A 17,484-nucleotide genomic window follows, 5' to 3' on the forward strand; every position below is an offset into this window, starting at 1 on the left:
AGGGCCGGCCGCGTCCTGCTCATCGCTGCGGGGCCGCACCCCTTCTTTTCCGGACATCCGCCGGCCGGCGGGTACCCGCGCCGCCGGCTCGCGCGAGGGCGTGCCGAACATCACCGGCGACCGGACCGCCGGCCGACCGCGCGCCCCGCCCGACACCTCCCCGGTCATACCCGTGTTGACCTGCGGAAACAATCATTGACCGGCCGGTGGGGCGCGGCTAGCGTGAAGCCACCAAGGCTCCGGTGGTGCGAGGGTTCGGTGGGGACGCATCCGGTCGAGGTGAAGAGTTTCGTCGGACGCCGGCACGAGATGGCGGAAGCGAAGCGCCTGCTGGCTTCCGGCTCCGCGGTGACGCTGACCGGCCAGGGCGGGGTCGGCAAGACCCGGTTGGCGCTGCGGCTGGCCGGTGACGTGGAGCACTCCTTCCCGGACGGGGTGTGGCCGGTCCACCTGGCCGCCGTGCTGGATGGCGAGGAGGTCGCGCACCAGGTCGCGGAGGCGCTCGGGCTGTACCCCGACGTGCACCGGCCGGCGCCGGCCGCGCTGCGCGAGCACCTCGCCGGCAGGCGGCTGCTGCTGCTCCTGGACAGCTGCGAGCACGTCGTGGACGCCTGCGCCACGCTGGTGGCCACGCTGCTGCGCGCGGCGCCCGGGCTGCGCGTGGTAGCCACCAGCCGGACGCCGATCGGTTTCGCCGGCGAGCGGGTGCTCGCCGTGCCGCCGCTGTCGGTGCCCACCGGAACGGTGCGGCTGCCCGCCTACGTCGCGCGGCGGTTCGACGCGGTGGCGCTCTTCGCCGAGCGGGCGGCCGGTGTGGCGCCGACCTTCGCACTCACCGACGGCAACAGCCGCGAGGTGATCCGCCTGTGTCAACGGCTGCACGGCGTCCCGCTGGCCATCGAGTTGGCCGCGCTGCGGCTGCGCTCCGAGCCGCTGGCGGCGCTGCTCGAGCGGTTCCGCAGCGACCGCGCCGCCGAGCCGCCCGACGCCGCCGACTGGTCGGTGGCGGTGTGCCCACCGAGGGAGCGGGAGCTGTGGGCGCGGCTGTCGGTGTTCACCGGCGGGTTCGACCAGGAGGACGTGCACCAGGTGTGCTGCGGCAGCGACCTGCCGAGGGCGGAGGTGGCCCAGTTGATGCCCGCCCTGGTGGATCGGTCGATCCTGCTGGTCGAGGAGCGCGGCTCGCGGCCGAGGTACCGGATGCCGGAGACGGTGCGGCACGCCGGGCGGGACCTGCTCACCCGCTCCGGGCGGGACGCGGAGCTGCGCCGGCGGCACCGCGACTGGTACCGACGCCTGGTCGAGCAGGCCGACCGGGAGTGGTTCGACCACCGCCAGCTGGAGTGGTACCAGCGGCTGACCCGCGAGCTGCCGAACATCCGCTCGGCGATGGACTTCTGCGTCACCGAGCCGGGCGAGGCCGAGGCGGGGCTGGCGATCGCCGCCGGGCTGTGGCACCACTGGCTGATCTCCGGGGCCCTCAGCGAGGGTCGGCGGCGGCTGGACCGTGCGCTGGCGCTGGTGCGCGCGCCGAGCCCGGTGCGGGCCAGGGCGCTGTGGGTAGACGCCCACCTCGCCATCATGCAGGCCGACCTGCCGGCCGCCCGGCACCTGCTGGCCCAGTGCCGCCTGCTGGCCAGGCAGATCGGCGACGCCACCGCGGCCACCCGGGCGATGCAGTTCGCCGGGATGGCCGCGCTGTACCAGGGCGACCTGCCCAGGGCGGTGGAGTTGCTGCGGGGCGCGCTGGCCAGGCACCGGGCGGCGCGCGACGCGGACGGCATCTGGCTCACCCTGTTCCATCTCGCGGTGGCCGCCTACGACCTGGACGAGCCCGACCGGAGCAGTGTGATCGACGGCCGGGCGGCGTCCTACGGCGAGGAGTGCCTGGCGATCTCCGAGTCCAGGGGCGCGGAGTGGGCCCGGTCGTACGGATTGCTGCTGGTCGGCCTGGAACGGTTGCGCAGCGGGGACACCGCGCAGGCCGCCATGCTGGTGCGCGCCGCGCTGCGGCTGAAGCGGTCGTTCCCGGACCGGTGGGGCATGGCGCTGTGCCTGGAGACGCTGGGCTGGGTCGCCGCGGCGGAGGCGCGGCATGCGCAGGCCGCACGCCTGCTTGGGGCGGCGGCGACGCTGTGGCGGTCGCTGCGCACCTCGGTGCCCCGGCTCGGCCACATCGCCCGGTCGCACACCAGGTGGGCGTTCGAGACCAGGCACGCCCTGGGCGAGGTCGCGTTCAGCGCCGCCTGGCACGAGGGCGCGGCCCTGGACGTGGCGGACGCGGTCAGCGAGGCGCTGGACGAGGGCACCTACCACCCGGTCCGGCACCGGGAACCCACGCCGCCCGGCCGGTCCGCGCTCACCCGGCGGGAGCGGCAGGTCGCCGCGCTGGTCGCGCAGGGCCTGGGCAACAGGGAGATCGCGGAGCGGCTGGTGATCGCCCAGCGCACGGCCGAGTCACACGTGGAGAACATCCTCAGCAAGCTGGGCTTCACCCGCCGCACGCAGATCGCCGACTGGGTCGCCCGCGGCATCGGCTTAACGCGGCCGGTGGCGGGACGGCCCGGCGCGCACGGGCCGGCGCCGAAGCCAACCGCCTGGCCGAGGGTGCGGAAAATCGCCTGGCGTCGCCGGGCGGCGCGGGCGAGCCTGGCGGCATGACGACGACCGCGCCGATCCCCACCGCCGCCGACGTGACCCGGGCCGCCGAGCGCATCCGCCGCCACCGCAGGCGCACGCCGCTGCTGCGTGCCGAGGTCGACGGCAAACCGTTGCTGCTCAAGCTGGAGCACCTGCAGTTGACCGGTTCGTTCAAGCTGCGCGGGGCGCTCAACGCGCTGCTGTCCGGTCCCCGACCGGAGCGGGTGGTCACCGCGTCGGGCGGCAACCACGGGATCGCGGTGGCCGCCGCGGCGGCCCTGCTCGGGCTGCCGGCGCGGGTGTTCGTCCCGGTCGGCGTGCCGGAGGGGAAGGCGCGCCGGATCGCGGCCACCGGAGCCGGCCTGGTCCGGCACGGCGATACCTACGCCGAGGCGGCGGCCGCCGCCCGGACGGACGCGGAGGCGCCGGGCAGCCGCTACGTGCAGGCGTACAACGACCCCGCGGTGATCGCCGGCCAGGGCACCGCGGCCGCCGAGGTGGTCGAGGACGCCCCCGAGGTGGACGCGCTGGTGGTCGCGGTCGGCGGTGGCGGGCTGGCCGCGGGCACCGCACTCGCCGCGGGCGGGCGGACCACGGTGGCGGTGGAGCCGGAGGGCTGCCGCTGCCTGCACGAGGCGCTGGCCGCCGGTGAGCCGGTGGACGCCGCGGTGGACTCGGTGGCCGCGTCCGCGCTCGGCGCGACCCGGGTCGGCGAAGTGCCCTTCGCCGTGCTCACCCGGCGGCCGCTGCGGTCGGTGCTGGTCAGCGACGAGGAGTTGCTGGCGGCGCGGGACCTGCTGTGGGAGGAGTTCCGGCTCGCCGTGGAGCCGGCGGCGGCGGTGCCGTTCGCGGCCTGGCTGGCCGGCCGGGTGCCCGGCGAGCTGCCCTGCCTGATCGTCTGCGGCGCGAACACCGACTGGAAGCCGAGCTAAGCCGTCGCGGAGATCGTCGCGCTGCCGAGGACGAGGTCACCGGCCGGGTCGGGACGGTAGAGCACCACGGCCTGGCCGGGGGCCACGCCGCGCAGCGGCTTGCGCAGCCGCACGGTCAGCCCGCCGTCCACGGCCTCGGCCACCGCGGGCGCGGTGCCGCCGTGCGCGCGCACCTGCACCACGCACTCCACCGGACCGGCGAGCGGCACCCCGGACGGCCACACCGGGCGCTCCCCGGTGATCTCGGTGACCCGCAGCCGGTCGGCCGAGCCGACCCGGACCGTGCCGGACACCGGTTCCAGCGCGAGCACGTAGCGCGGCCGGCCGTCCGGGGCGGGCGTGGAGATGCCCAACCCGTGCCGCTGGCCCACGGTGAAGCCGTGCACCCCGGAGTGCCGGCCGAGCACCTGCCCGGTGGCGTCGTCGATCAGCTCACCGGACCGCTCGCCCAGCCGTCCGGCCAGGAAGCCCCGGGTGTCGCCGTCCGGGATGAAGCAGATGTCGTGGCTGTCCGGCTTGTCCGCGACGGCCAGCCCACGCCGGGCGGCCTCCGCGCGGACCGCCGTCTTCACCGAGTCACCAAGCGGGAAGAGGGCGTGGGTGAGCTGCTCCGGGGTGAGCGAGGCGAGCACGTAGGACTGGTCCTTGGCCTCGTCCGCGCTGCGCCGCAGCTCAGGGCGACCATCCACAAGGGACAGTCGGGCGTAGTGGCCGGTACACACCGCGTCGAAACCCAGCGCCAGCGCCTTGTCCAGCAGCGCGGCGAACTTGATCTTCTCGTTGCACCGCAGGCACGGGTTGGGGGTGCGGCCGGCGGCGTACTCGGCGACGAAGTCCTCGACCACGTCCTCGGTGAACCGCTCGGCGAAATCCCAGACGTAGAAGGGGATGCCGAGCAGGTCGGCGGCGCGGCGGGCGTCCCGCGCGTCCTCCACGGTGCAGCAACCCCGCGCCCCGGTACGCAGCGTGCCCGGCTTCGCGGAGAGCGCCAGGTGCACGCCGACCACGTCGTGCCCGGCCTCCACCGCCCGCGCGGCGGCCACTGACGAGTCCACCCCGCCGCTCATCGCCGCGAGCACCCGCATGCCGGTCATGCGTGCCCCCGGGAGCCGACCGCGACGCCGGTGGTCTCCTCGCCGGCCCGGCGCAGCCCGGCCAGGCCGGCCCGGCGGGCCCGCTCCACCACCGGGCCGATCGCCTCGGCCACGGCGGTGACGTCGGCGGCGGTGGAGGTATGGCCGAGGCTGAACCGCAGCGACCCCTTGGCGGTGGTCCGATCCACGCCCATGGCCAGCAGCACGTGGCTGGGCTGGGCCACGCCCGCGGTGCACGCGGAGCCGGTGGAGCACTCGATGCCGCGCGCGTCCAGCAGCATCAGCAGGCTGTCCCCCTCGCAGCCGGGGAAGGTGAAGTGCGCGTTGCCCGGCAGCCGGGACGGCCCATCGTCCACATCGGACTGCCCGGGGTCGCCGTTGAGCACCACGTCCGGCACCACCCGGCGTACCGCGGCGACCAGGTCGTCGCGCAGCGCGGCCAGTTCCGCGGCCCGGCGCGGCTGATCGGCGACAGCCACCCGCAGCGCGGTGGCCAGGCCGATGATCGCCGGCACGTCCAGCGTGCCGGAGCGGACGTCGCGCTCCTGGCCGCCGCCGTGCAGCAGCGGCGCGCACGGCACGTCCCTGCCCAGCAGCAGCACTCCGGCGCCGTAGGGTCCGCCGAGCTTGTGCCCGGTGAGGGTGAGCGCGGCGGCGCCGCTGCGGCCGAAGTTGACCGGGAGCGCGCCGACCGCCTGCACCGCGTCGGTGTGCAGCGGGATGCCGTGCGCGGCGGCCACCTCGGCCAGTTCGCGCACCGGGTTGACCGTGCCGACCTCGTTGTTCGCCCACATCACGGTGGCCAGTGCGACGTCGTTCGGGTCCTCGGCGATGGCCGCGGCGAGCGTGTCGGCGTGCACCCGGCCGAACTCGTCGACCTCCAGCCAGGTGACCTCCGCGCCGGCGTGCTCGACCAGCCACTCCACCGCGTCCAGCACGGCGTGGTGCTCGACCGCCGAGGCGAGGATGCGCCGCCGGGCCGGGTCGGCGTCCCGGCGCGCCCAGTAGATGCCCTTGACGGCGAGGTTGTCGCTCTCCGTGCCGCCGGCGGTGAACACCACCTCGGACGGGCGGGCGCCGAGCACGGCGGCGATCTCCTCGCGGGCCTCCTCGACCGCCCGCCTGGCCCGGCGGCCCGAGGTGTGCAGCGAGGAGGCGTTGCCCAGGCTGGGCAACGCCTCGGTCATCGCCGCCACCGCGTCCGGAAGCATCGGCGTGGTCGCCGCGTGGTCGAGGTAGGTCATCGCCGTCCGCGGACTCCGGTCGCGGGTAGGTACAGAGACCATAACGAATCCAGGGTAGCCCGCCGGACGAGCCGGCAAGACGCGCGCCGACGGACGTGAGACAGCCCACAGTCAGTCGCTCGTCGGCCGAACCCTCCTGGTCACCAGGGCCGCGCCGGCCAGGGCGACCGCGGCCAACACCAGGTCGAGCGGCACCACCGCCGCGGTGGGCTGCCGGGGGCTGGCCAGGGTGGCCACCGCGACCCCGCCGAGCCCGATGAACGTGGCCTGGCCGAGCATGTCGGACAGTTGCATGGCCGCCGAGTTGAACCCGCGGTCCTCGGCCGGGGACAGCCGCAGCACCAGCACCGACACCCCGGTGGTGCCCAACCCCATGCCCATCCCGGCGAGCAGCCACGCGGGCAGCGCCAGCCACGGCGGCGCCCAGTGCGGGCCGACCGCCGCGGCCACCGCGACACCCGCGGCGAGCACCAGCAATCCCCGCCGGACCAGCACCTGCCTGGGCAGATCAGGGTGCCGGCCCTGCCACCAGGACGCGATGGACCAGCCCACCGAGCCGACGGTCAGCGGCACTCCGGCGGCCGCCGGCGACCAGCCGTGCACCGCGGTCAGGGTGAGCGGCAGGTAGGCCTGCACGCCGAAGAACGTGCCGGCGAGCAGCGCGCGGGCCAGCACCACCGTGGCCAGCCCTGGCCGGGCGGCCAGCGTGCCCGGCGGCAGCAGCCGGTGGACCGCGGCCAGCAGCAGTGCCAGCCCGGCCGCGCCCAGCGCCAGTGAGGTTAGCGACGGGTGCTGCGCGGCCCAGGTCAGCGCGGACAGCCCGGTGGCGGCGGCCACCGCGGCCAGCGGCAGCCCCCGCCGCGACGCGCCCGGTGACGGGGTGGCCGGCTCCGGCTCGACCGGCGGGCTCACAGCCGATTCGGGCTCGGCCACCCGGCCGGCGGCCGGGTCGGCGAGCGCCGGCACCGGGGCCGGCCGCGGTTCCGGCGCGGCGAGCAGCCGACGGGCCACCAGCAGCAGCGCCAGGATGCCGGACAGTTCCAGCGGCGCGAGGCCCAGGAACACCCACCGCCAGCTGGCGAACTGGGTGAGCAACCCGGCGATGGTCGGCCCGACCAGTGCCGGCACCACCCAGCATGCGGAGATCACCGCGAACGCCCTCGGCCGGTCCCGCTCGCCGAACACGGTGGCGATCATCACGTACAGCGCGACCACCACGACGCCGCCGCCGAGCCCCTGCAGCACCCGGCCGGCCAGCAGCGCGGGCATGGCGGTGGCCGTGCCCGAGACCAGCAGCCCGACCAGGAACAGCGACGGCCCGGTGACGAGCGCCGGGGCCGGCCCCCTGCGGTCGCACACCCGGCCGGAGACCACCGTGCCGATCACCTCGGCGGCCAGGAAGGTGGTCAGCGGCCAGGAGTACAACCGCTCCCCGTGCAGGTCGGCGACCAGGGTGGGCAGCGCGGTGCCCACGCCCATCGCCTCGAACGCCGCCAGGGTCACCACGAGGACCATGCCGACCGTGGCGGCCCGCCTGGTCGCCGCCGGTACCGTGCCCGTCCCCACCGCCCGCTCCGTGGTCACCGGCCCAGCCTGCAACCTCGACCCCGCTGCAGGTCCAGCGATTAACCCGCCCGGCGGACGGGATCTGCCGCGGTCCCAGCGTCGCCGACGGTGTCCGAGTGCCGCGAAACCGGACCGGTGCGGTCGCCACCCTCACCGGCGGCCTACCCGCCCGGCGTGACCAGCCCGGTCTCGTAGGCGAGCACGACCAACTGGGCGCGGTCCCTGGCGTCCAGCTTGGTCATCGCCCGGCTGACGTGGGTCTTCACCGTCAGCGGGCTAAGGTGCAGCCGGGCGGCGATCTCGTCGTTGGCCAGGCCGGTGCCGACCAGGGCGACCACCTCCCGCTCCCGCTCGGTGAGCCGGTCCAGCCCGCCCGCGCGCGGCCGGGCGTCCGGGCGCGGCACGGCGCCGCCGGCGATGTCCGCGATGAGCCGGCGGGTGACGCCGGGTGAGAGCAGCGCGTCGCCCCTGGCCACCACCCGGATCGCGTGCAGCAGTTCGGCCGGGTCGGTGTCCTTGACCAGGAACCCGCTCGCCCCGGCCCGGATCGCCTGGTAGACGTACTCGTCCGCGTCGAAGGTGGTGAGGATCAGCACCCGCACGCCGGCCAGGTCGTCGTCGGCGGCGATCATCCGGGTCGCCTCCAGCCCGTCGGTGCCGGGCATGCGGATGTCCATCAGCACCACGTCCGCGCGGGTGCTGCGGGCCAGCGCCACGGCCTGCCGGCCGTCCGTGGCCTCGCCGACGATCTCGATGTCCTCGGCGGCAAGCAACACCCGGAACCCGGCGCGGATGAGCGCCTGGTCGTCGGCCAGCAGGACGCGGATCACGTGCCGCTCCCGGCCGGGGAGGCGTCGCCGGCCGCGGGCGCTCCGGCGGAGGCGCCACCCAGCGGCAGCCGGGCATGCACGGTGAACCCGCCGTGTGGCGCCGGCCCCGCGTCAACGGTGCCGCCGATCGCGGCGGCCCGCTCCGCCATGCCGCGTAGCCCGTATCCGTGGTCAGCGGGCTGCGCCTGCGGCCCCACGCCGGTGTCGGTGACGTCGATGCGCAGTTCGGTGCCGGCGAAGTGCAGCGTCACGGTCGCGGTGGCCGGGCCGGCGTGGCGGACCGCGTTGGTCAGCGACTCCTGGACGATCCGGTACCCGGTGAGATCGGCGGCCGGCGGCAGCGGCACCCGCTCGCCGGTGACCCGCAGCGTGGTGGGCAGGCCGGCCCGGCAGGTGGCCGCGACCAGCGCGTCGATCTGGTCGACGCCGGGCGCGGGCCCGGTGGGCTCGGCCTCGTCCTGCTGGCGCAGCACGTGCAGGATGGCGCGCAACTCGCGCAGGCCGTCCCTGCTGGCCGAGGTGATCGTGCGCAGCGCGTCCCCGGCCTGCGCCGACCGGCCCTCGGCGAGCAGCCGGCCCGCGGCCGCGGCCTGCACGTTGATCGTGGCCATCGTGTGCGCGACCACGTCGTGCAGTTCGCGGGCGATGCGCAGCCGCTCGGCGTCGACCCGGCGGCGGGCTTCCTCCTCACGGGTGCGTTCCGCCCGCTCCGCCCTGGCCTCCGCCTCGGCCACGTAGGCCCGCCGGTTGGCCACCGCCAAGCCGACGGCCACGCTCGCCACCACCTCGAACGGCACCACCGGGGCCGGCCCGCCGAACGCCCCGAACGGGCCGGACACCGCCTGCGCAGCCAGCAGCGACCCGGCGGTCACCGCGCCGAGCGGCACCACGAGGCGGGCGGACATACCGCTCGCCGCCACGGTGTAGAGGGCGATCATCGGGGCCAGCAGCGCCGCTCCGTTGACGTAGCCGAGGGCGGTGTAGCCGAGTACCGCGCCCGCGGACACCGCGAACACGGCCAGCGGCCACCTCCGCCGCGCTGCGAGCGCCAACCCGGCGACGGCGACCAGCGCGTACGCCGCCGGGTGCGGCACATGCCCCGGCGGGATCTTGTCCGCGGGCTGGGTGGGATGCGACTCGCCGATCGAGGCGAGCACGAGCACGGCGGTCAGCGGCAGCGTCCCCACCGTGTCCCGCACGATCGGCGGGGGCCGCCACCACCGCCGTCGCCGGGACGGGACGCCAGTCATGGCGGAAAGCGTAGGCCGGCGGTACCCGCCGGTCCTCCTCCCACGGATGTCCTGCCGACTACTTCCCAGGGAGTACGACCGGGCGCGGCGCACGTCCCTGGCAGCAGGCGAAGTGTCTCCTCCGGGCAGACGTGCGGAGGGGGTCGGAGCGGTGAGGCTTCCCGGCCGTCGGCACTCCCCGCTCGGAAAGGCACCGGCCATGTCCGCGATCACCCGGTTCGTGTTGCGTCACAGGTTGCTCGTCGTCGCGTTCTGGATCGGCCTGGCGGTGGCCGGCGCGCTCGCCGCCGCGCCGGCCACCGCCCGGTTGACCACCAGCTTCGCCATGCCCGGCCCGGCGTTCGCCGCCAACGACGCGATCGCCGCGCGCTACCACACCGGCACCGAGGACCCGGTGGTGCCGGTGATCACCGTGCCGGCCGGGCAGTCGGTCACCGATCCCGTCGTGGCCGATGCCGTTGGCCGCGCGTTCGCCGCGGCCGCCCGCGCGGTTCCCGGGTCCCGGATCGTCGACTACGCCGGCACCAGGGATCCGGCGTTCACCACCCGGGACGGGCGGAGCAGCTACGCGCTGGTGACCATTCCGGGGTTCAACCCGATGACCGGCACGCGGGCGCCGGCGGCGATCGAGCGGGCGGTGCGCGCCGCGTCCCCACCGACCTGGCGGGTGCAGGTGACCGGCATCCAGGCGCTGGCCGACTCGCAGCCGCGGGGCAGAGACCCCGGTGTGCTGGTCGAGTCGCTGCTCGGTGGGCTGGGCGCGCTGGTCGTGCTGCTCTACGTGTTCGCCAGCTTCCTCGCGGTGCTGCCGCTGGTGATCGCCGCGGTGTCCATCCTGACCACGTTCCTCGCCGTGTTCGGGCTCACCCAGGTCACCGGGATCAGCCAGATCGTGCAGTTCCTCATCGCGCTGATCGGGCTGGGCGTGGCGATCGACTATTCGCTGCTGGTGGTGACCCGGTGGCGGGAGGAGCGGGCGCGCGGGCGCACCAACCGTGCCGCGGTGCAGGCCGCGATGGCCTCGGCCGGCCGAGCCGTGGTGTTCTCCGGGCTGACCGTGGGCATCGGCCTGCTCGCCCTGGTCGTGCTTCCGGTGCCGTTCCTGCGCAGCGCGGGCATCGGCGGCGTGCTCATCCCGCTGATCTCGGTGGCGGTCGCGGTGACCCTGCTGCCGGTGCTGCTGGACACCGTCGGCCCCCGGCTGGACTGGCCGCGGCTGCGCACCGAGAGCACCGCGAGCCGGGGCTGGAGCGCGTGGGCACGGCTCACCGTGCGGCGCCGCGGCGTGGCCGCGAGCGCGGGGGTGCTCGCGCTAGCCCTGCTGGCGGCGCCGGCCCTGTCGCTTTCCGTCGGCGAGCCGAGGACCGGCGCGCTGGCCCAGTCCGGCCCGGCGCACGACGCGCTGGCCACCCTCACCGGCGGCGGTGTGCCATCCGGCGTGCTCACCCCGATCGTCGCGCTGGCCGATGCGCCGAGCGCGCCCGCCGTCGCGTCCCGGCTGGCGGCGCTGCCCGGGGTGGTCGCCGCGGTGGCGCCCGCATCAGGCGGCAACCGCGCCGCCGGCACCGCGCTGGTCACCGTGCTGCCGAGGGACGAGACGTCCGTCCCGGCCGGGCAGGACACGGTGCGCGCGGTGCGGGTCGCGGTCGCCGGCGATCCCGCCGTGCTCGGTGTGGCCGGATCCGGCGCCACCACCATCGACTTCGCCCAGGACGTGTACGGCAGCTTCCCGCTGATGCTCACGCTGATCACGGTGGCCACGTTCCTGCTGCTGGCCCGCGCGTTCCGGTCGCCGCTGCTGGCGGCCAAGGCGGTGGCGCTCAACCTGGCCTCGCTGGGCGCCGCGTACGGCGCGATGGTGCTGATCTGGCAGTTCGGTTACGGCTCCCGCGCGGTGTGGGGCATCCCGGCGACCGGGTCGATCACCATGTGGGTGCCGATCATGGTGTTCGCGTTCCTGTTCGGCCTGTCCATCGACTACGAGGTCTTCATACTGGCGCGGATGCGGGAGGGCTACGACGCGACCGGCTCCACCCGGGCCGCCGTGGTCACCGGCATCGGCCGCACCGGCCGGCTGGTCAGCAGCGCCGCGCTGATCCTGACGCTGTCCTTCGTGGCGATGGCCACCACACCGCAGACGGACATCAAGATCCTGGCCACCGGGCTCGGGGTGGGCATCCTGGTGGACGCCACCGTGGTGCGCTGCCTGCTGGTGCCGGCGCTGGTGGGGCTGTTCGGCCGGTACAACTGGTGGCTGCCGGTCTGGGCGGCGCGGGTGCTGCGGGTGCCGCCGTCGCCGCTGCCCACCGTCCCGGCCGCCGCCCCGGCACACGAGCCCGCGGAACGGGTTCCCACCGGCCGGTGACACCGATGGCGACCACCCCGTGCCCGCGGGCACGGGATCCGCCATGGGTTCAGCTGGCCTGGGCCGCGGGGACGGCGGCCGGTTCGGCCGCAGGCCGCGGCGGGTCGAGCGCCGGGCCGGCGGCGCCGAGCACCCGTGCGGCCGCGGACTGGGTGGCCGCGGCGAGCGCCCTGCGGTCGGCGCTGGCGGTGATCTCGTCCAGCACGTGCAGTTCGACCACCAGCCGGCGCAGCCCGACGGTGCGCCGCACCGAGGACCACAGGGTCGCGTCGCCGACGAACGCGGCCCCGGTGGTCGGCGTGCCGTCGGAGCGCCGGTAGCGCAGCACCACGGGTCGCACCGGCACGCCGGCGTCCAGCGCGGCCTGGAACGCGGCCGGGCGGTACCGGCCGGCGGCCAGCCCGCACCAGGTGGTGCCCTCCGGGAACACGCCCACCGTCGAGCCGGAGCGCAGCGCCTCGGTGAGCGCCGCGACGGCGTCCGGCAGCGCGGACAGCCGCTCCCGGTCCAGGTACAGCGTGCCGGCCCGGCTGGCCAGCGGGCCGATCACCGGCCAACTCCGGATCTCCCGCTTGGCCACCATGCGCAGCGGCTGCACCGCGTTCAGCGCCACGATGTCCAGCCAGGACACGTGGTTGCAGGTGACCAGCAGGCCGCGGCCGGGCACGGCGCCGAACCCGGCGACCCCGTCCGGGGCGTGCACCCGCAACCGCGCGCCGGTGGCCCGCAGGATGGCGCCGAACCAGCCGCGCACCGCGGCCTGCCGTGCCCGGCCCGGCAGCACCGGCACCACCAGCCCGATCAGTAACCCGGCGAGCAGCGCCGCGGCCAGCGCGGCGAGCCGGAACACCCGGCGGCCCAGGCCGGCGTCCAGCGGCACTCCGGCCACGCAGCCGTCGCCGCACGGGGACACCGGCATCCACGAGTGCGTGCCGGCGGTCGCGGCCGGGCCGGACGGGTGAGCGCCCGGGTCGGCGAGCGCGGTCATGCCGGTTCCCCTTCGCGCGCGGGCCCGGTCACTCCGACTCCCCGAGGAAGAACTTCAGGTAGCGGCGGTCCACCCGGTCCAGGGAGAGCAGCACGAACAGGTCGGCAACGCCGAAGTCGGGGTCGTGCGCGGGCCGGCCGCACACCCACGCACCCAGCCGCAGGTAGCCCTTGAGCAGCGGGGGCAGCACGGTGCGCGGCGGGCGCGACGCGGCGTCGACGTCCCACGGCAGCAGCGGGTGCACCCGGTACTCCTCGGGGGCGTAGTGCTTGGCGTGCACCAGGTCCCACACCCCGGCGGCGAGCGCGCCACCGTCGGAGAGCGGTACCGAGGCGCAGCCGGCCAGCCACGCGTGCCCGGAGAGCAGCATGTAGCGGGCGATGCCCGCCCACACCAGCCCCACCACGGCGCCGGTGCGGTGGTCGGGGTGCACGCACGAGCGGCCGGTTTCCACCAGCGCGGGCCGCAGCTCGGCCAGCGCGCCGAGGTCGAATTCGGTCTCCGAATACAGCCGGCCGGCCTCGGCGGCCCGTTCCGGCGGAAGCATCCGGTAGCACCCGACGATTTCCTCGGTGCGGTCGTCCCGCACCACCAGGTGGTCGCAGAACTCGTCGAACTCGTCGGAGTCGACGCCCGGCTCCGCCGCGTGCAGCGTGGCGCCCATCTCATCGGCGAACACGCGGTACCGCAGGCGCTGCGCCGCGCGGACCTCCTCGCTGTCACGCGCCACGAGCAGGGAATAGCGGGGGGCGTCCTGCGGCAGGTCGGTTCCCGGCTTTGCGGTGCTCACCAGGAGCTGCGACTGAGTCATGAAAACTGGTGTACCTGCTCCGCAGCAATGAGTGAGCGGATTGCGGATGACACCCCGGTGGAAAGTCGGTGAATCCCCGGTTTGGGTGGGAAAAGCCGAAGCGTGTTCGCAGATCCCGGCGGTGCCGGGCGCGGGATCGCGGCGCGTTCAGGGGCGCACAACAGCGAGAAGCGGTTCCCGGGCGGGCGCCGGGAACCGCTTCTCGCGGGCTCGGGCGGGTGTTCAGCCCTTGCGCTTGGTGACCTCCTCGGTCAGCTGCGGCGCGACCTTGAAGAGGTCGCCGACCACGCCGAAGTCGGCGATCTCGAAGATCGGCGCCTCCGGGTCCTTGTTGACCGCGACGATCGTCTTGGAGGTCTGCATGCCGGCGCGGTGCTGAATGGCGCCGGAGATGCCCAGCGCGATGTACAGCTGCGGGGACACGGTCTTGCCGGTCTGCCCGACCTGGAACTGGTGCGGGTAGTAGCCGGAGTCGACCGCGGCCCGGGACGCGCCGACCGCGGCGCCCAGGGCGTCGGCCAGCTTCTCCACGATCTCGAAGTTCTCCGCGCTGCCGACACCGCGGCCGCCGGAGACCACCACGGACGCCTCGGTCAGCTCCGGCCGGTCGCCGCCGACCACCGGCTGCCGGTCAGTGATCCGGCCGTGCTTGGCGGCGTCCAGCGCGGGCAGTTCGACGGACTCCTCCGCCGCCGCGCCCTCGGCCGGCTCCACGTCGATCGAGCCGGGCCGCACGCTGATCACCGGGGTGCCCTTGGTGGCCTTGGCCTTGACCACGTACGAGCCACCGAAGACGGACTGGGTGACCACCACGTCGCCGCCGTCGGCGACCACGTCCACCGCCTCGACCAGCAGGCCGCCGCCGATGCGCACGGCCAGCCGGCCGGCCACCTCCTTGCCCTCCAGGGTGGACGGCACCAGCACCGCGGCCGGCGAGACCCGCTCGGCCAGCGTGGCCAGCGCATCGACCTTCGGCGTGACCAGGACGTTGGTCGCCTCGTCTGACTCGGCCGCGTACACCTTCGCCGCGCCGTGCCTGGCCAGCGCGTCGCGCAGCTTCGCCGCCGTGCCGGGCGCGCCGACCACGACCGCGGCGGGCTCACCGAGCCGGCGGGCGGCGGACAGCAGCTCGAAGGTGACCTTCTTGGCCTCGCCGTCGGTGTGGTCGACGAGGACCAGGACCTCGGACATTGGTGTCTCCTTCTCCTCGCTGCCTTCGTCAGATGAGCTTCTGGCCGACCAGGTACTCGGCGATCTTGGTGCCGCCGGTGCCGTCGTCCTCCACGCGCTCACCGGCGGTGCGCGGCGGCTTGGGCGCGGCCTCCAGCACGGTGGTCAGCGCGCCGGCCAGGCCCACCTCGCCGGCGTCGATGCCGAGGTCGGCGACGGTCACCGTGTTCACCGGCTTCTTCTTCGCCGCCATGATGCCCTTGAACGACGGGTACCGCGGCTCGTTGATCTTCTCCGTGACGCTGACCACGGCCGGCAGGCTGGCCTGCACGGTGGTCAGGCCCTCCTCGGTCTCCCGCTCGACGGTCACCGTGGAGCCGTCGAAGGAGACCTTGCGCGCCTGGGTGAGCTGCGGCAGGCCGAGCAGTTCGGCGATCATCGCCGGCACCGCGCCGGCACGCCCGTCGGTGGCCTCGTTACCGGCGAGGATGAGGTCGTAGCCCTCGACGGTGCCGATCGCCTTGGCCAGCACCCTGGCGGTCTGCACGGCGTCCGAGCCGTGCAGCGCCTCGTCCGAGACGTGGACGGCCTTGTCCGCGCCCATCGACAGCGCCTTGCGAATGGCGTCGGTGGCCCGATCCGGACCCATGCTGACCACGGTCACCTCGCCACCTTGGGCCTCCTTGATCCGCAGCGCCTCCTCGACCGCGCGCTCGTTGATCTCGTCGAGCACGGCGTCGGCGGCCTCACGGTCGAGGGTGTGGTCGGCGTCCGTGAGTTTGCGCTCAGACCAGGTGTCGGGCACCTGCTTGACCAGGACGACGATGTTCATGGGTCCTCTTCGACCTCCTGCGGATGGATGGCGTGTGGGCTGGTGACCCGCTGTTCGGCCAAGTGTCCTGACCCTGCCACGTCATCGCTTCCATGGCACGGTGGTGTCGAACACCCCGCATGTTACTAGCGAGTAATGCGGGTGCAAGCACCAGCAAGCGCAGTTGACGGTGATAGTACTCACGCGGGCCGGCTGCTCCGCCGCCGGACCGGCCGGCCGGGCATCCCATCGCTCGTGGCCGAACTGCAAACACAACGATTACCGCAGAGGGGCTAATCTCCCGCCATGCAACGGCGAGTAGCAGTCGTCACGGACTCCACAGCGGACCTGCCGCGGGAGCTTGCGAGCCGACTGGGCGTCTCCGTCGTCCAGCTCCAGCTCCAGGTGGGCAGGACATGGAACGAGGAACTCCGGGTGCCCACCGAGCAGGTGGTCGGGGCCATGTACCACGACATTCCGGTGACCACCGCCCCGCCCAAGCCGGAGACCTTCTTCTGGGCCTACCAGGACCTGGCCTACCGGGGTCACGAGGCGATCGTGTCGCTGCACATCTCGTCCCGGATGTCGGAGACCATCAAGGCCGCGCGCCAGGCGGCCCAGCAGGTCCGCACGCCGGTGTACGTGGTGGACTCGCTGACCACCGCGATGAGCCTGGGCTGGGCGGTGGTCGCCGCCGCCGAGGCCGCCGAGGCCGGCGGCGACGTGGCCGCCGTGATCGGGGCGGCGCAGCAGCGCTGCCGCGACACCATCCAGCTGCTCTACGTCGACACCCTCGAGTATCTGCGCCGGGGCGGCCGGATCGGCGCGGCCCGGGCCCTGCTGGGCACGGCGCTGTCCATCAAGCCGCTGCTCACCGTCGAGGAGGGCGAGGTGGCGCCGCTGGACCAGTTCCGTGGCGCGGAGCGGGCGGTGAAGAAGCTGGTCGAGTTCGCCGTGAAGAACGCGGGCAAGCGGCCGGTGGACATCGCCGTGGAACACTTCGCCGCACCCGAGCAGGCCGAGGCGCTGCTCCACCGGCTGCGCAAGAAGATTCCCAACGCCAGGGAGTTCGTCGCCACCCAGACCAGCACGATCATCGGAATCCACGTGGGCCCGGGCGCCCTCGGTGTCTCGGTGTCCCCGCTGGCCACCGACCGCACGCCGAGTCGGATCTGATCCCGACCGCGGCGCCGGTCGGCCGGTTCGGCCGGGTTCGGTCAGCCGGGTTCGGGGAGGGATAACAGCGCGGGGATCACCTCCGCCGGATGGCCCTCCTGGTTGAACACCAGCTCCCCGGCCCGGTCGCCGACCAGCAGGGCGCGGGCCACGACCACGCGGTCCGGCCCGTAGATCCGGATGACGTCGAGGTAACCCAGGCCGGTGCGAAGGCCCTGGACGGCGACCAGTTCGCCGCGGACGTGTACCGGCCGGAAGTGCCAGCCGGAGTCGGTACGTTCGGCGATCGCCAGCAGCGGCGCCAGTTCCGGATACTCGGCGATCGCCTGGTACGGATCGATCGACCGCGGGTCGGGCACGTCGGCGGCGCCAGTTCCGGTGTCCGGAGAACCGGCACCGTCCGCCGCCGCGGCAGGGAATACGCCGGCTGTATTGACCGCCGCCTCCGCGGGAGGGAATCCGCCGGCGGGGCCGTATGCCGCCGCGGGAAAGCGAGGCTCCTCGGGGCGGTCCCCCGGTTCGGTCGCGCCGGGGCACGCGGAACGTCGGGTCCCGTTGCAGTCACGCACGTGGGCCGAGGCTAGAAGTGGTGGCGCGGCGAAGTTGT

At 74.7% G+C, this 17,484-nt stretch carries 14 protein-coding genes; 4 read left to right on the top strand and 10 right to left on the bottom strand.

Annotated elements, in window-relative coordinates:
• Window positions 1-258 precede the first annotated feature (258 nt).
• Both FFT21_RS17300 and FFT21_RS17305 read left to right on the top strand, forming a co-directional pair.
• Window positions 259-2,661, top strand: a complete 2,403-nt coding sequence (locus tag FFT21_RS17300) for an ATP-binding protein (protein ID WP_137814919.1) — start codon at window positions 259-261, stop codon at window positions 2,659-2,661.
• Window positions 2,658-3,572 carry a serine/threonine dehydratase gene (locus tag FFT21_RS17305; RefSeq protein ID WP_137814920.1) on the top strand — a complete coding sequence of 305 codons (915 nt, stop codon included), beginning with the start codon at window positions 2,658-2,660 and terminating at the stop codon, window positions 3,570-3,572. The genes FFT21_RS17300 and FFT21_RS17305 overlap by 4 nt, the downstream gene beginning before the upstream one ends.
• On the opposite strand, the gene mnmA is transcribed toward FFT21_RS17305, so the two are convergent.
• From mnmA to FFT21_RS17330, 5 genes are all read right to left on the bottom strand, one after another.
• A complete protein-coding gene (mnmA, locus tag FFT21_RS17310; RefSeq protein ID WP_137814957.1) occupies window positions 3,569-4,657 on the bottom strand; it encodes a tRNA 2-thiouridine(34) synthase MnmA in 1,089 nt (362 codons plus the stop codon). The two genes, FFT21_RS17305 and mnmA, sit on opposite strands and share 4 nt — an antisense overlap.
• Window positions 4,658-4,662: 5 nt before the next feature.
• Entirely contained in the window at window positions 4,663-5,910 is a 1,248-nt protein-coding gene (locus tag FFT21_RS17315; RefSeq protein WP_137814921.1) for a cysteine desulfurase family protein, read from the bottom strand.
• A 111-nt stretch (window positions 5,911-6,021) separates the two neighbouring features.
• Window positions 6,022-7,494 carry an MFS transporter gene (locus FFT21_RS17320; RefSeq protein WP_225978496.1) on the bottom strand — a complete coding sequence of 491 codons (1,473 nt, stop codon included), beginning with the start codon at window positions 7,492-7,494 and terminating at the stop codon, window positions 6,022-6,024.
• Window positions 7,495-7,637: 143 nt separating this feature from the next.
• Window positions 7,638-8,306, bottom strand: a complete 669-nt coding sequence (locus FFT21_RS17325) for a response regulator transcription factor (protein WP_137814922.1) — start codon at window positions 8,304-8,306, stop codon at window positions 7,638-7,640.
• A complete protein-coding gene (locus FFT21_RS17330) occupies window positions 8,303-9,556 on the bottom strand; it encodes a sensor histidine kinase (protein ID WP_137814923.1) in 1,254 nt (417 codons plus the stop codon). The genes FFT21_RS17325 and FFT21_RS17330 overlap by 4 nt, the downstream gene beginning before the upstream one ends.
• A gap of 199 nt (window positions 9,557-9,755) precedes the next feature.
• On the opposite strand from FFT21_RS17330, the gene FFT21_RS17335 reads away from it, so the two are divergent.
• Window positions 9,756-11,921, top strand: a complete 2,166-nt coding sequence (locus tag FFT21_RS17335) for an MMPL family transporter (protein WP_137814924.1) — start codon at window positions 9,756-9,758, stop codon at window positions 11,919-11,921.
• 49 nt (window positions 11,922-11,970) lie between these two features.
• Here the strand turns inward: FFT21_RS17335 and FFT21_RS17340 are convergent, their stop codons facing one another.
• The 4 genes from FFT21_RS17340 to FFT21_RS17355 form a co-directional block, all read right to left on the bottom strand.
• Window positions 11,971-12,909, bottom strand: a complete 939-nt coding sequence (locus FFT21_RS17340) for a lysophospholipid acyltransferase family protein (RefSeq protein ID WP_225978497.1) — start codon at window positions 12,907-12,909, stop codon at window positions 11,971-11,973.
• Between the two features lie 28 nt (window positions 12,910-12,937).
• A complete protein-coding gene (locus FFT21_RS17345; protein ID WP_137814925.1) occupies window positions 12,938-13,720 on the bottom strand; it encodes a GNAT family N-acetyltransferase in 783 nt (260 codons plus the stop codon).
• Between the two features lie 222 nt (window positions 13,721-13,942).
• Complete coding sequence (locus FFT21_RS17350; protein WP_137814926.1) at window positions 13,943-14,911, bottom strand: electron transfer flavoprotein subunit alpha/FixB family protein; 969 nt, start codon at window positions 14,909-14,911, stop codon at window positions 13,943-13,945.
• 28 nt (window positions 14,912-14,939) lie between these two features.
• Complete coding sequence (locus tag FFT21_RS17355; protein ID WP_137814927.1) at window positions 14,940-15,722, bottom strand: electron transfer flavoprotein subunit beta/FixA family protein; 783 nt, start codon at window positions 15,720-15,722, stop codon at window positions 14,940-14,942.
• 285 nt (window positions 15,723-16,007) lie between these two features.
• Here FFT21_RS17355 and FFT21_RS17360 point away from each other — a divergent pair, with 285 nt between their 5' ends.
• Window positions 16,008-16,877, top strand: a complete 870-nt coding sequence (locus tag FFT21_RS17360) for a DegV family protein (RefSeq protein ID WP_137814928.1) — start codon at window positions 16,008-16,010, stop codon at window positions 16,875-16,877.
• A gap of 41 nt (window positions 16,878-16,918) precedes the next feature.
• Here FFT21_RS17360 and FFT21_RS17365 read toward each other — a convergent pair whose 3' ends face one another.
• A complete protein-coding gene (locus FFT21_RS17365; RefSeq protein ID WP_137814929.1) occupies window positions 16,919-17,236 on the bottom strand; it encodes a hypothetical protein in 318 nt (105 codons plus the stop codon).
• Window positions 17,237-17,484 lie beyond the last annotated feature (248 nt).

Origin of the sequence: Gandjariella thermophila (genome assembly GCF_005405885.1) — a bacterium.
In the GTDB taxonomy this organism is placed as follows: domain Bacteria; phylum Actinomycetota; class Actinomycetes; order Mycobacteriales; family Pseudonocardiaceae; genus Gandjariella; species Gandjariella thermophila.

Bases quoted from the DNA above. Each gene is read 5' to 3' on its own strand.
- FFT21_RS17305 (WP_137814920.1), top strand. From the start codon at position 2,658: ATGACGACGACCGCGCCGATCCCCACCGCCGCCGACGTGACCCGGGCC.
- mnmA (WP_137814957.1), bottom strand. From the start codon at position 4,657: ATGCGGGTGCTCGCGGCGATGAGCGGCGGGGTGGACTCGTCAGTGGCC.
- FFT21_RS17315 (WP_137814921.1), bottom strand. From the start codon at position 5,910: ATGACCTACCTCGACCACGCGGCGACCACGCCGATGCTTCCGGACGCG.
- FFT21_RS17330 (WP_137814923.1), bottom strand. From the start codon at position 9,556: ATGACTGGCGTCCCGTCCCGGCGACGGCGGTGGTGGCGGCCCCCGCCG.
- FFT21_RS17335 (WP_137814924.1), top strand. From the start codon at position 9,756: ATGTCCGCGATCACCCGGTTCGTGTTGCGTCACAGGTTGCTCGTCGTC.
- FFT21_RS17340 (WP_225978497.1), bottom strand. From the start codon at position 12,909: ATGACCGCGCTCGCCGACCCGGGCGCTCACCCGTCCGGCCCGGCCGCG.
- FFT21_RS17345 (WP_137814925.1), bottom strand. From the start codon at position 13,720: ATGACTCAGTCGCAGCTCCTGGTGAGCACCGCAAAGCCGGGAACCGAC.
- FFT21_RS17350 (WP_137814926.1), bottom strand. From the start codon at position 14,911: ATGTCCGAGGTCCTGGTCCTCGTCGACCACACCGACGGCGAGGCCAAG.
- FFT21_RS17355 (WP_137814927.1), bottom strand. From the start codon at position 15,722: ATGAACATCGTCGTCCTGGTCAAGCAGGTGCCCGACACCTGGTCTGAG.
- FFT21_RS17360 (WP_137814928.1), top strand. From the start codon at position 16,008: ATGCAACGGCGAGTAGCAGTCGTCACGGACTCCACAGCGGACCTGCCG.